The organism is Paucibacter sp. B51, assembly GCF_027863535.1.
Taxonomy (GTDB): Bacteria; Pseudomonadota; Gammaproteobacteria; order Burkholderiales; family Burkholderiaceae_C; genus Paucibacter_A; species Paucibacter_A aquatilis.
Window position 1 is genome coordinate 4412925 of record NZ_JAPIVN010000001.1, and the last position, 13569, is coordinate 4426493.

A 13569-nucleotide genomic window follows, 5' to 3' on the forward strand; every position below is an offset into this window, starting at 1 on the left:
GTCCATATCAACCTGAAGCGCTGCGACGGCAAGCGCCTCATTGAAACGGGTGTCCAATCCAGCCGCCCGCGATCGTGGGGTGGGAGGACTGGATCGGATTGCCTTACTGGGCTGCCGAGGCCGCGGCTGCAGGGGCCTTGACCACGGCTTTGTAGCGGGTCTTCAGTGCATTGGAATAGGCTTGCGCTTCCACAGCCGACCAGGCTTGGGCGTACTGCGTGGCGGCGCGCTTGGCATCCACCACCGCCGGATCCCGAGCGACGACTTTGTTGATGCGAGCCAGCACATAGCTGCCATCACCGCCGTCGATGCCAACCACGGCGGGCAACTTGCTGGCATCGGCCGACAGAATGCCTTCCAGCACCTTGCGCGGCAGATCACGCGGCAGCGCACGCGACACGAGCACGGGAGCTTCCAGCCCGGCAGCATCCGCGGCACCGGCCTTCTGCAGCTCGGCGACGCGGGCCGTGCCCGCCTTGACGGCTTGTGCCGTGGCCAGCTGGCGAATCAGTTGGGTCTTGACCGTGTCCTTCACCTGCGCCAGCGGCAGCAGGTGCGCCGGGTTGTGCTGCACCACGCGGGCAGCGACCAGCTGATTCGGGGCGGCCTCAACAGCTTCGGTGTTGCGCTTGTTGCGCAGCGAGTCGTCGCTGAACACGGCTTCCAGCAGCTTCACCGAAGCCAAAGGCCCGGTCGCGCCAGGCGCGGGCTTGCGCTGCACGGTGGCGTTCAGCACATTGAGCTTGAGCTTGTCGGCCACGGGCTGCAGGCTGTCGGCCTGCTCGTAGACGCTGTTGCTGAACTGCTCAGCCACTTCAGTGAAGCGCTTTTGCGCCAGCTGCTTGCGTACCTCGGCCTCGATCTCTGCGCGCAGCGACTCGAAGCTCTTCTTTTCACCGCCTCGCACGCCGGTCAGCTGAATGATGTGGTAGCCAAACTCGGACTCGACCAGAGGGCTGATCTCTCCCTGCTTGAGTGCGTATGCGGCGTCTTCGAACGGCTTGACCATGGCGCCGCGGCCGAAGAAATCGAGATCGCCGCCATTGGCAGCCGAGCCCTCGTCCTGCGAATTCTTGCGCGCCAAATCGGCGAACTGAGCCGGGTTCTTGCGCGCTTGCGCCAGCAGGTCTTCCGCCTTGGCCTTGGCCTTGGCGCGCTCGTCCGGCTTGCCGTCCTTGTCGGTCTTGATCAGGATGTGGCTGGCGCGACGTTCCTCGGCCACGGTGTAACGCGAGGCGTTCTCGCTGTAGTACTTGCGCAGGTCTTCTTCAGTGAAGCTGACATCGGACTTGAGTGCCTCCAGATCCAGCACCAGGTACTGGATCTGAGCGTTCTCCGCCACCTGGAACTGCTGGGCGTTCTTCGGATCCTTGTAGAAGGCTTCCAACTCGGCGTCGCTGGGCGAGATGGCCGCAGCGTAGTCCTGGGCCTTGAATCGCTGCAACTGCACTTCACGCTGCTGCAGCAAGGCATCAAATGCCACGCCCGCATTGGCGCTGCTGGCCAGGCTCGAGTTGGCCAGGCCTGCAGACACCTGGCGGAGGGTCAGGTCTTGACGCAGACGTTCGACGAACATCTGCGAGCTCATGCCCTGGGCAGCCAGCAGCGACTTGTTGAGGCTGCCGTCCGGGTTGCGCAGGAAAGCGAACTGAGGATCGTTCATGAACATGGCCTGCAGGCGCTCGTCACTGACGAAGAGATGCTGGTCCTTGGCAGCCGCTTGCAGCACACGCTCGCGCACCAGGCCATCCAGGGCCTCGCGGCGGGCTTCCGGTGAGTCCAGCAGCTTGGGGTCCAGATTGGGCATCTGGCGGCGCAGGCGATCGGCTTGCTCGCGCTGGGCGGCATCCCATTCGGCCTGGGTGATCTTTTGACCGGCGACTGTGGCCACGCTCTTGTTGGCACCATCCATGAAGCTGGTATAGCCCTCAATCCCGACCAGGGCGAATGACGGGAGGATGAGGATCAGCAAGAGCAGCTGAAACAGGCGGTTGTGCTTACGGACGAAATCAAACATCGAAACCTCAGACATGCAGACACGACAAAGGCGAACCGGAGTTCGCCTTTGCGTGGGATGGCCTTCTTCTAGCCAAGGCCCACGTCCAGACAGAGTGTCGGACTGGGGCAATACTGGTGGGTGCTGACGGGCTCGAACCGCCGACCTGCGCCGTGTAAAGGCGACGCTCTACCAACTGAGCTAAGCACCCGGGAAACCGGATCAACCAACAACTACAACTTACTCAAAACTTCCAAACGGGGCTGACGCCGAACTTCAGTTGACCGCGTCTTTGAGCGCCTTGCCGGGCCGGAACTTCGGCACTTTGGCAGACTTGATCTTGATCGCATCGCCGGTGCGGGGGTTGCGCCCTGCACGCGCAGCGCGCTTGGTCACGCTGAAGGTGCCGAAGCCTACCAGAGAAACGGAACCGTTCTTCTTCAGCGTCGCCTTGACACCACCGATGACCGCTTCCAGCGCACGGCCGGCAGCAGCTTTGGAGATGTCGGCCTGCACGGCGATGTGCTCGATCAGATCAGACTTGTTCAATTGGATCCCCTCAAAAGGAAATGCGTCCGCACAGCGAATCTGGCCCTGGCTTCTGGCGCCTCAGGCCGGCGTTCTGACCGGACCCAAGGGACGCTAAAACTCGCGGGGAAGCGGATTCTAAGCGCATTCAGCGAGCCCGCCCGACCGGGAAAAGCCCCGATACAACTGCATCAGTTGCTGACAGCCTGGGCACCTGGCGTGCACTGCGGCGCGCACCCCAGCGCACAAGACGGGCGCTGGCACTTCCGCCGATTTCAGCGCGCCTTGGCGCGAATCTCGGGCAAGGCTTTTTGCAGGTAGTACACCATCGACCAGATGGTCAGCACCACGGCAGCCAGCAGCAGCCAGGTGCCCCAGGGACGGGTCGGCAGCACGCCGAACAGCACACCATCAAAAAGCAGAAAGGGAATCGCAATCATCTGCGCCATGGTCTTGAGCTTGCCCACCATGTGCACGGCCACGCTGCCGGAAGCGCCGATCTGCGCCATCCATTCACGCAGGGCGGAGATGGCGATCTCGCGGCCGATGATGACCAGGGCCACCAGGGCATTGACGCGACCGAGTTCCAGCAGGATCAGCAGCGCCGCACAGACCAGCATCTTGTCCGCCACCGGGTCGAGAAAGGCGCCGAACGCCGAGGTCTGGTTGAGCTTGCGGGCCAGGTAGCCATCCAGCCAGTCGGTCAAGGCCACCAGGATGAACAAGGCGGTTGCGAAGAAATTTTGACTGTCTTTGCTCAGGTCCAGATAGAAAACACCGACCACCAGCGGAATGGCGACGATGCGGGCCCAAGTGAACAGCGTTGGCAGGGTGAAGAACATGCCGGCATTGTGCCCAAACAAAGGCCAAGGCCGCCGTGCAATTCAGAGCTTTTGCACCAAGAGCGGGCAAAGCAGCCTACATCGGGCTCAGATGGCCGCTCGGCGCCCGCCGACTGTGGCTTTATTGCCTCGGCGGACTGAGCTCAACCAGGGCCTTCAGTCCAAGGTGCGGGGCTTGAAATGGCGGTCGTCGTTGAACAGAAAGGTCTCGCTGAACTTCCAGGGTTCGGGCATGCGCGAGACATTGCCAAAGGGTGCCGCGCGGTGCACTGCATCGATGGCCAATTGCACCGTATCAAGCGCCTGACCTGGGCGGCGCAGCACATTGATGCGCTTGATGTGGCCGTCATGCTTGAGCTCGACCTCCAGCACGGGGATGGCCAGCAGCACTGCTGGCACCTGACCCATATAGGTCATGTGCGGATTGGCGGCGACCAGGCGCTGCGCGGCCTGTTTGCGCAGCTCGTCGTGGCTGCGCACCGGTGCGGGCGGCGGCAGGCCGTGCTTGGCGCTCTCGGTCGGCTTGGCGGGCTCAGCGGGCTTGCTCGGCGAGGCCGGCTGAGCCGGCGTTGCCGCGGAGGTGCTGGGCTGGCTGCTGGAAGGCGCCGGCGCACGCGGGCCACTGCTGCAGCCCGCCATCAGGCCCGCCAGCACGGCGATCGCACCCAGGCCGCTGCGGCCGGTCCAGACGCTGGCGGCCGGCGGCAACGACGGCGCGGCGCCTCGGTTCTGTTCAATGCAAGACACGATAAATCTCCTCTGCCAGATCCTTGGAAATGCCTTTGACACTGGCAATCTCATCCACACTCGCCGCCGCCACGCCGCGAACTCCACCAAAGCGTTGCAGCAGCTGGGCGCGCTTTTTCGGGCCGATGCCGGCCACATCTTCCAATTTGGAGCCGCCCGTGCGCACCGCCGCGCGCTTGGCGCGCATGCCGGTGATGGCAAAGCGGTGGGCCTCGTCGCGGATCTGCGCCACCAGCATCAGGGCGGCCGAATCTCGGCCCAGGTAGACCTTAGGCCGGCCATCGGCAAACACCAGTTCTTCCAGGCCGACCTTGCGGCCCTCGCCCTTTTCAACGCCGACGATCAGGCTCAGGTCCAGGCCCAGCTCTTCAAACACCTCGCGCGCCATGGACACCTGGCCGCGGCCACCGTCCACCAGGACCAGGTCCGGCAGCCGGCCGGTGCCAAGCTGCGCCGCCTCGGCCAGCTTGCTGTAGCGCCGCGTCAGCACCTGGCGCATGGCGGCGTAATCGTCGCCGCCGGTGATGCCCTCGATGTTGTAGCGGCGGTACTGGCTGCTCTGCATCTGATGCGCATCGAAGACCACGCAGGAGGCCATGGTCGCCTCGCCCGCCGTGTGGCTGATGTCGAAACACTCGATGCGGAAGCTGTCCAGCTCCTGCACCTGCAGATCGAGCGCCTCGACCAGGGCGCGGGTGCGCGCCTGCTGCGAGCCCTCTTCGGCCAGCAAGCGCGCCAGCGCCAGCTCAGCGCCCTTGACGCACATCTCTTGCCAGATGCGGCGCTGACCGCGCGGCTGGGCCTGGGTCGTGACCTTGTAACCAGCCTGCTCGCTCAAGGCCTCGGACAAGGACTCGTCCACCGCCTCGCTGAGTACGATCAGCGAGGGCACATGGGCATCGAGGTAATGCTGGGCCATGAAGGCCTCCAGCACCTGGCGCTCGGGCGAGTAGGCGCTGAGCTGCTCGTCGTCGCCGAGCGACACGGCGGTGGCCTCCTCGACATGGCGCGGGAAGAAAGCGCGGTCCCCCAGATGCCGGCCACCGCGCACCATGGCCAGGTTGACGCACGCGCGGCCGCCTTGCACCTTGGCCGCCAGGATGTCGACATCGCGGTCGCGCCCGGTGGCGCTGTTCTCGTCCACCGACTGCTGCTGCAGCACGCGCGCCAGGGCCTGGATCTGGTTGCGCACTTCGGCCGCCAACTCGAACTGCAAGGCATCCGAGTGGGCCATCATCTGCGCCTGCAGGCCGTCCATCACCTCCTGCGTCTCGCCCAGCAGAAAACGCTCGGCATGGCTGACATTGCGGGCGTAATCGGCGCCCTGCCCTTCCGGCACGCAAGGGCCGGAGCAGCGGCGGATCTGGTACAGCAGGCAAGGCCGCGAGCGGTTGTTGAAGACCGTGTCCTCACAGGTGCGCAGCTTGAAGACCTTCTGGATCAGCTGGATCGATTCCTTGACCGCCCAGCCGCTCGGGAAGGGCCCGAAGTAGCGGTGGCGCCGGTCCACCGCGCCGCGGTAGTAGCTGATGCGAGGGAATTGATGGCCGCTGAGCTTGAGGTAGGGGTAGCTCTTGTCGTCGCGGAACAAGATGTTGAACTTGGGGTTCAAGGCCTTGATCAGATTGTTTTCCAGCAGCAGCGCCTCGGACTCGGTGCGCACCACCGTGGTCTCCAGCCGCGCGATGCGCGCCACCATCAGGCCGATGCGGGTGCCGCCATGGTCCTTCTGGAAATAGCTGGAGACGCGCTTCTTGAGGTGCTTGGCCTTGCCGACGTAGAGCACCTGGTCCTGAGCGTCGAAGTAACGGTAGACCCCGGGCAGGCCGGGCAAAGCCGCCACCTCCTGCAGGATGCGCTCGCGCTGCTCGCGCGCGGCCTGCTCGACCTGATGCACCCGCAAGGCCTCGGCCTCCTCGACGATGCGGCGCTCGGCCGCCCAGTGCGCTTGGGCTTGTTCGCCGAGGGCGCGCGCCTCCTCCGCAGAGGCTGGAGCAGCGGGGTCGACGGGGGTTTCAGCGGGCTTTTGGGCGTCAGGCGTTGGCATGGGGCCGCATTGTGCCCGGCTCGATAATCCCGCCATGAGTCAGTGTTCGAATCGGGTCTGGGATCTGTTCTGCCGTGTGATCGACAACTTCGGCGATGTCGGCGTCAGCTGGCGCTTGGCCCGCGACCTGGCCGCGCGCGGCCAGCAAGTGCGTTTGTGGATCGACGATGCGGCGCCGCTGCGCTGGATGGCGCCGGGCGGCTGGCCGGCTGGCATCTCGGTGCATGACTGGCGCGAAGCCGAGGTCGAGGGCATGGAGCTCGAAGCCGGCGATGTGGTGATCGAAACCTTTGGCTGCGAGCTGCCGCCCGCTTTTGTCACCCGCATGGCCACGCGCCCGACCGCGCCGCTCTGGCTGAACCTGGAATACCTCAGCGCCGAGGCCTATGTCGAGCGAAGCCATGGCCTGAGCTCACCGCAATTCAGCGGCCCGGGCCGCGGCCTGGACAAGCGTTTTTTCTACCCCGGCTTCAGCCTGCGCACCGGCGGCCTGCTGCGCGAACCAAGCTTGCTGGAGGCGCAGGCCCGCTTCGATGCAAACGCCTGGCTGACCGCGCAGGGCCTGCAGCGCCAGCCGGGCGAGCGCATCGTCAGCCTGTTCGCCTACCCCAACCCGCGCCTGGGCGATCTGCTGGACGCCCTGGCCGATCAGCCCACCCTGCTGCTGGCCTGCCCCGGCGCGGTGCAAGCCGAGCTGCTGCAGCGCGAGTGGCCGGCCCGGCTACGCCTGCATGCCCTGCCCTTTGTCAGCCAGCCGGAGTTCGACGCCCTGCTCTGGGCGGCCGACCTGAACCTGGTGCGCGGCGAGGATTCTTTTGTGCGGGCCCAGTGGGCCGGCAAGCCCATGGTCTGGCAAATCTACCGCCAGGACGACGGCGCGCATGGCCCCAAGCTCGACGCCTTTCTCGATCTCTACCTGCAAGGCGCCCCCGCCGAACTGGCCAGCCCGACCCGCCAGCTCTGGCGCCGCTGGAACGAGCTGGAGGCCGGCCCGCTGCAGCTGCCAGCGGCTGCGCCGGCCGCCGCCCAAGCCCTGGAATGGCGTGCGCAATTGCTGCTGCAGCCCGACTTGTGCAGCCAGCTGCTCGGCTTGGCCGCCAAATCGGGCTAAAATTGAGGGCTTTGTCGCGCCGCAAGTGTTGGGCGCAGCACCCTGGTCGGGCATTTGAGGTCGTGTTGGGCCTTGAAAACCCGGCTCTCAAGACAGCAGGCACTTGTTCTTTGACCGAAGTTCGAACAATGGCCTGGGCCCCGAATCGATCGTGCATACCTGCAGCATGCGTGATCCACCGGGCCATCCCGCAGAACTTCTCTCCAAATCGGAACACTCATGAAGATTGCTCAAGAAATCCGCGCCGGCAACGTGATCATGCACGGTAAAGACCCGATGGTCGTGCTGAAGACCGAATACAGCCGCGGCGGCCGCAATGCAGCCACCGTGCGCATGAAGCTCAAGAGCCTGCTGAACAACTCCGGCACCGAAGTCGTGTTCAAGGCCGACGACAAGATGGACCAGGTCATCCTGGAAAAGCGCGAGTGCACCTACACCTACTTCGCTGACCCGATGTATGTGTTCATGGACACCGAGTACAACCAGTTCGAAGTCGAAGCCGAGAACATGGGCGACGCCCTGTCCTACCTGGAAGACTCCATGCCCGTGGAAGTGGTGTTCTACGACGGCAAGGCCATCTCGGTCGAACTGCCCACCTCGCTGGTGCGCGAAGTGACCTGGACCGAGCCGGCCGTCAAGGGCGACACCTCGGGCAAGGTCCTGAAGCCCGCCAAGATCTCCACCGGTTTCGAAATCCCCGTGCCCATCTTCGTGGCCCAAGGCGACAAGATCGAAATCGACACCCGCACGCACGAGTACCGCAAGCGCGTCTGAGGACGTGATGCCTGGGCCCTCACGGCCCAGACGCTTGCCAGACACAAAGCCAGTCCGCTGATGCCGACTGGCTTTTTTTCGCCCGGACGAAACCCGGCGCACGCAGCGGGCAGCTGCCCACCCCGCCGGGTGTCGAGCCGATCTGGCTGACTTTTGTGTTTCCAGCGACCTGCTGGTACAAGGCCCCTGGTGCCAGATCATTCCTGCAGGAGGGAGCATGGGGGACACATCAGCAGCAAGCGCGCGCAGGCGACCTTTCGGGCCCTCCGAGCGATTCATCCTGCTGGGTCTGTGTTGGGCATCCCTGATGAGCGCCACCGCCTGGGCCCAAGCACCTTCGGCGGGCAAGCCCTCCGTGCGCGCTGTGGCCGCAGAAGAAGTGACACAACTTCCCGAGATGGCAGCCATGCGTGCGTGGGCACAAAGGGTGCTGACCGAAAGCCCGAATCCTGAAGCCAGCACCACTCCATCACCCCAAGGGCCGGGCAATGCCGCCCGCGGGGTCGATTGGATGAACCGCATGCGGCTGCAGCTCGTCGCCGAGGACGCGACCGGCGCTCTCGACAGTTTGCGCCGCCTGCGCGAAGACCAGGTGCGCCAAGGTCAGGCGGAGCCCCCGCTCAGCTATCTGAACTACGAGATCTACGCCCGCGCCCTGCGCCTGAGCCAGGCCGAAGGCAGTGCGGGCTTTGCTGCAGCCTTCAACTCGACCTACACGCAGGTCCTGCATGCACTCAGCGACTTGCAAGCCATGCGCGTGGAACGCAGCTTTGCCTACAACCTGGAGCGCGGCGAGCAGGACTGGCGGACTCAACTGAAGGCAGCGCCGCTGGATGCTTCGGTCCACCTCACGCAGGAACAGATCAAGGCACGGGTTCGCGCCTACCAACCCTGGCTGGTGTTCCGCAGCGTGTTGCCGCTGATGCCACCTTTGCTGCAGGCCGAGGAAGAACGCCGCTACCTGCGAGAACAGGCCCAGGTGCGCGGCCCCGACGGCACCACGCTCTCCGCCTTTGTGATGCGGCCCAGGAACGCGCCGGCTCGCCTGCCGGCCACTCTGGTCTTCAGCATCTACGCCGATGAACAGGATCTGTGGCGCCAGGCTCGCAACGCGGCCCAGCGCGGCTATGTGGGCGTGGCGGCGTACTCGCGCGGCAAGGCGGGCAGCCCGGAGGTGATCGCGCCCTACGAGTTTGAACACCGTGACGTCAATGCCGTGATCGATTGGATGGCCCGGCAACCCTGGAGCGATGGCCGGGTGGGCATGTTCGGCGGCAGCTACGACGGCTTTGCCCAATGGGCAGCCCTCAAGCGCCCACACCCGGCCCTGAAAACCATCGTGCCCTATGTCGCAGCCATGCCTGGGCAGGGCCTGCCCATGGAAAACAATGTTGGCTTGAATGCCAACTACGGCTGGGCGTTTTACGTGGGCAACCACGCCTACCTCGACAAGACCAGCTATTTCGATTCGCAGCGCTGGAACCGCCTGGCGGATCGTTGGTATGAGAGCGGCCGCCCCCACCGAGACATCGACCAGATCGACGGACAAGCCAACCCCTGGCTGCAACGCTGGCTGCAACACCCGAGCTACGACGGGTATTGGCAGTCCATGGTGCCGCAAGGCCGCGACTATGCACGCATTGACATCCCTGTGCTCAGCATCACCGGCTACTACGACGACGGGCAGATCTCCGCCCTCGAATACCTACGGCAGCATGAAACCCACCACCCGCGGCCGAACCATGTGCTGCTGATCGGCCCCTACGACCACGGCGGCGCGCAATCGTCCTTCAAGGCACCGGTGCTGCGCGGCTACGCGATCGACCCGGTTGCGCAGTTCGACACCCAGGAGCTGACCTTCCAGTGGCTGGACCACCAGCTGAAAGGTGGTCCACGCCCAGCCCTCCTCAAAGACCGCATCAACTACCAAGTGATGGGCACCAACCGCTGGCTCCATGCGCCGTCATTGAAGGCGCTTCACCGCCAGAACCAGCGCTTGTACCTGAGCCTGTCGGCCGATGGACGGAGCACGGAGCTGACCCCAGACCGCCGCCAGCGAGCTCACGGCTTTGAACAAACGCTGGACCTCGCCGATCGCCAGCACAGCAGCAACACCGACTACTACCCTGCCCCAATCCTGCGCCGCGAGCTGGACACGAGCAGCGGCTACACCTTTGTCAGCGCCCCCTTGAAGCAGGCCATGAATCTGGCCGGCCGCTTCTCCGGCGAGTTGCACCTGGTGATCAACAAACGGGACGTCGATCTGGGCCTTGTGCTCTACGAGCTGACGGCGCAAGGGGACTACCTTCACCTGTCCTACTTCCTCGGCCGCGCTAGCCATGCCCGCGACATGAGCCAGCGCCGGCTGCTGACGCCCGGACGGGTCCAGCGCATCCCCTTCGAGCGCACGCGCATGGTGGCCCGCCACTTGCAAGCGGGCAGTCGCCTGGTGCTGCAGGTCAACGTCAACAAAAACAGTGGCGCCCAGGTCAATCACGGCACCGGCAAGCCGGTCAGCGAGGAGAGCACCGCGGATGCGAGCGATCCGCTGCACATCCGCTGGTTGAGCAGCAGCTTCATCCAGCTGCCCATGTCCAAGGCCGTTCAGCCTGAGGATGAGGGCAGCTCGGCTTCTTCGAGATAAGCCCGCTCCTTGCCCAACCAGATCTCTTGGTGCCCGGCGCCGGCCGGGATCATGGGGAAGCAGTTTTCCTCGGCCCGCACCTGCACATCGAGGAAAAAGGGCCCGGCGCTGGCCAGGCATCGCTGCAGCGCGGCGTCCAGATCCTCACGCCGCTCGACCCGCAAGCCTTGCCAGCCGAAGGCCAGGGCCAAGGCCACGAAATCGGGCAGTGCCTCGGTGTAGCTGTGGCTGTAGCGGCCGCCGTGGATCAGCTCCTGCCACTGCCTCACCATGCCCATGCGGCCGTTGTTGGACAGCACCAGCTTGACAGGCAGGCGGTGCTGCACGGCGGTGGACAGCTCCTGGATGTTCATCAGCACCGAGGCGTCGCCGCTGACGCAGACCACCAGCTCCTGCGGATGCGCAATCTGTGCCCCCAAGGCCGCGGGCAGGCCATAACCCATGGTTCCAGCGCCACCGGAAGTCAGCCAGCGGCCGGGCGCCTGGAACTGCAGATGCTGGGCCGCCCACATCTGATGCTGGCCAACATCGGTCGAGACGATGGCGCCCTGCGCCGGGCGCTGCCGCTCGATGGCCCGCTGCAACTGGCGCATCAAGGCCTGCGGCGCGATCTCCCCGCTGCCGCTGTCCTCGAAGCCAAAGCTGTCGGCCGACCGCCAGCGCGCAATGCGCGACCACCAGGATTGCAAGTCGAGGTGCAGGCCGCGCGTCTGCCAGGTCTGCTCCAGCGCCGCCAGCGAAGCTACACAGTCGCCGCGCAGGCCGACATCGGCACGCACCACCTTGCCGATGGAACGCGCATCAATGTCCAGGTGGATGATCTTGGCACCCGGGCAGAAGCTGTCGAGCCGACCGGTGACCCGGTCGTCAAAGCGCGCACCGACGCAGACGATCACATCGGCATGGTGCATGGCCAGATTGGCCTCCAGGCTGCCGTGCATGCCCAGCATGCCCAGCCACTGCGGGCTGGCAGCCGGAAAAGCACCCAAGCCCATCAAGGTCAAGGTGCACGGCGCACCGGTCGCTTGGACCAGTCGCTGAAAACTGGCGCAGGCCGCTGCGCCTGAATTGATCAGGCCACCACCGCCGTAGAACACCGGGCGCTGCGCAGCCTGCAGCAGATCGAGGGCGGCGTCCACCGCGGAAGCATCGGGCCGGTGGGGCGCGGGCCGGCGGGGCACAGGCGTCTGCCAGCTGTCTTCGGCCAGGGCTTGCAGCTGGATGTCCTTGGGGAAATCAATCAACACCGGCCCCGGTCGGCCCTCGCGCGTGCGTCGGTAGCCCTCCTCCACCGTGGCCGCCACCTGGTCGACGGCGCGGATCTGCACATTCCACTTGGTCACTGGCCGAGAGATGCCAAGCGCATCGCATTCCTGAAACGCATCGGTGCCGATCGCCGTGGTGGCCACCTGGCCGCTGATGCACAGCACCGGGATGCTGTCGCACAAGGCATCCAGCAGACCGGTGGTGGTGTTGCTCATACCCGGGCCCGAGGTCACGAAGACCACCCCCACCTTGCCCGTGCTGCGCGCATAGCCCTCGGCCGCATGTACGGCCGCCTGCTCGTGGCGCACCAGCACATGGCGCAGGAGCGGCTCGGCATGCAAGGCGTCGTAGAGCGGCAGCACGGCACCACCGGGGTAGCCGAACACGGTGTCCACGCCCAGAGCCAGCAGGCTGGCAATCAAGGCCTGCGCGCCGTTGCGCGGGATGGTGGGCAGAAGACACACCGGAGCCAGATCCGGTGCTGCGTCGAACAAGGTTTCGGGCGATGCACTCATGCCAGCACTGTGCCCAAGAACACGCAGCAAAGGCTGCCGAATTTTTCCTCAAAACCAAATCAAAGAAGCAAATTTTGCTGCAAAGCTAAACTCCAGCAGCATGAAGCTCGACAAATTTGATTTCGCCATCCTGGCCTGCCTGCAGCAGGACGCCCGCATCAGCCTGCAAGAGTTGAGCAGCCAGGTCGGCCTGACCAGTTCGCCCTGCTGGGCGCGCATCAAGCGCATGGAAGAAGCCGGCGTGATCGAAGGCTATGCCGTGCGCCTCAATGCCGCCAAGATCGGCCTGGCCGACACCGTGATCGTGCAGGTGACCCTGGACAACCATTCCGACGAGGCCTTGTTCGAGTTCGGCCGCGCGCTGGAGCAGATCCCCGAGGTGCTGGAAGCCTTTCTGGTCTCGGGCGACTACGACTACTACGTGCGCATCGCCGTCTCGGACACGCGCGACTACGAGCGCCTGCTGCGCGAGCGGCTCTACAAGATCCCGGGCATACGCCACAGCAAGTCCAGCTTTGTGCTGCGGCAGCTGAAGCAAAGCCAGCTGCCGCTGCGCGGCTGAACCCTGCAAACGCCGAGGCTGTTGGCGCGCCTCCCGGCGCCGCCACTCATCCCGCGCGCAGGCCTGGGTTCAATGCGCCTTGCGCTTGCCGCTGGCCTGCTGGGCTTTTTTGCCGCTCTTGCTGCTCTTGCCGACGCCCTCGGCGGCAGCCTTCTTGCCTGATTTGCTGGCAGGCTTGGCGGACTTGCTCGCCTTGGCCTTCTTGGCCGGGGCCGCCTTGGCGGCGGCTTTGCTGGTCTTTTTGTTGGCAGCCTTGCTCGCGGCCCTGCCCGATGCTTTGCCAGCTTTGGCCGCAGCTTCCACCGGTGGCGCCTTGGCCGCGTCTTCCAGCTGGTGCAGGCCCACCACGGCCGGCGCCACCGGCTGCGGGGTCTGGATGACGGTGCCTTGGCTGCTGATCTGGCCCCAGGCGGGCGCCATCATGCCCAGCGTGGCCGACAGACCCAAGCACACAGCCACCATTCGAGACACCGTCGCTTGCTTCTTGTTCTTGCTCATGGTTTTCATTTCCTACGCGAATTGCTGAACTGGCAGCGC

General features: G+C 65.1%; 11 protein-coding genes and 1 tRNA gene. 4 read left to right on the forward strand and 8 right to left on the reverse strand.

What is annotated here, in order from left to right:
- Positions 1-103: 103 nt before the first annotated feature.
- From OOB33_RS18625 to uvrC, 6 genes are all read right to left on the reverse strand, one after another.
- Positions 104-2017: a peptidylprolyl isomerase gene (locus OOB33_RS18625; RefSeq protein ID WP_271009743.1), complete on the reverse strand. Its 1914-nt coding sequence runs from the start codon at positions 2015-2017 to the stop codon at positions 104-106.
- Between the two features lie 114 nt (positions 2018-2131).
- A tRNA-Val gene (locus tag OOB33_RS18630) sits at positions 2132-2207 on the reverse strand.
- 65 nt (positions 2208-2272) lie between these two features.
- Positions 2273-2545: an HU family DNA-binding protein gene (locus OOB33_RS18635; RefSeq protein WP_102767062.1), complete on the reverse strand. Its 273-nt coding sequence runs from the start codon at positions 2543-2545 to the stop codon at positions 2273-2275.
- Positions 2546-2799: 254 nt separating this feature from the next.
- Positions 2800-3366: a CDP-diacylglycerol--glycerol-3-phosphate 3-phosphatidyltransferase gene (gene pgsA, locus OOB33_RS18640; RefSeq protein WP_102767063.1), complete on the reverse strand. Its 567-nt coding sequence runs from the start codon at positions 3364-3366 to the stop codon at positions 2800-2802.
- A gap of 156 nt (positions 3367-3522) precedes the next feature.
- A complete protein-coding gene (locus OOB33_RS18645; RefSeq protein WP_243392719.1) occupies positions 3523-4113 on the reverse strand; it encodes a hypothetical protein in 591 nt (196 codons plus the stop codon).
- The gene (gene uvrC, locus OOB33_RS18650) at positions 4100-6160 is read right to left on the reverse strand and encodes an excinuclease ABC subunit UvrC (protein WP_271009744.1); all 2061 of its coding nucleotides are present in this window, start codon (positions 6158-6160) and stop codon (positions 4100-4102) included. Before uvrC ends, OOB33_RS18645 begins: the two co-directional genes overlap by 14 nt.
- Positions 6161-6194: 34 nt before the next feature.
- Here uvrC and earP point away from each other — a divergent pair, with 34 nt between their 5' ends.
- From earP to OOB33_RS18665, 3 genes are all read left to right on the forward strand, one after another.
- Positions 6195-7271: an elongation factor P maturation arginine rhamnosyltransferase EarP gene (gene earP, locus OOB33_RS18655; RefSeq protein WP_271009745.1), complete on the forward strand. Its 1077-nt coding sequence runs from the start codon at positions 6195-6197 to the stop codon at positions 7269-7271.
- A 219-nt stretch (positions 7272-7490) separates the two neighbouring features.
- Positions 7491-8045: an elongation factor P gene (efp, locus tag OOB33_RS18660; RefSeq protein ID WP_102767065.1), complete on the forward strand. Its 555-nt coding sequence runs from the start codon at positions 7491-7493 to the stop codon at positions 8043-8045.
- Positions 8046-8451: 406 nt separating this feature from the next.
- Positions 8452-10689, forward strand: a complete 2238-nt coding sequence (locus OOB33_RS18665) for a CocE/NonD family hydrolase (RefSeq protein WP_271009746.1) — start codon at positions 8452-8454, stop codon at positions 10687-10689.
- On the opposite strand, the gene ilvB is transcribed toward OOB33_RS18665, so the two are convergent.
- Positions 10650-12470 (reverse strand): biosynthetic-type acetolactate synthase large subunit, encoded by a 1821-nt coding sequence (gene ilvB, locus OOB33_RS18670; RefSeq protein ID WP_271009747.1) that lies wholly within the window; start codon positions 12468-12470, stop codon positions 10650-10652. The genes OOB33_RS18665 and ilvB overlap by 40 nt on opposite strands.
- A 100-nt stretch (positions 12471-12570) precedes the next feature.
- On the opposite strand from ilvB, the gene OOB33_RS18675 reads away from it, so the two are divergent.
- Positions 12571-13032: an Lrp/AsnC family transcriptional regulator gene (locus OOB33_RS18675; RefSeq protein ID WP_102767068.1), complete on the forward strand. Its 462-nt coding sequence runs from the start codon at positions 12571-12573 to the stop codon at positions 13030-13032.
- A gap of 69 nt (positions 13033-13101) precedes the next feature.
- Here OOB33_RS18675 and OOB33_RS18680 read toward each other — a convergent pair whose 3' ends face one another.
- Positions 13102-13530 carry a hypothetical protein gene (locus OOB33_RS18680; RefSeq protein WP_271009748.1) on the reverse strand — a complete coding sequence of 143 codons (429 nt, stop codon included), beginning with the start codon at positions 13528-13530 and terminating at the stop codon, positions 13102-13104.
- Positions 13531-13569 lie beyond the last annotated feature (39 nt).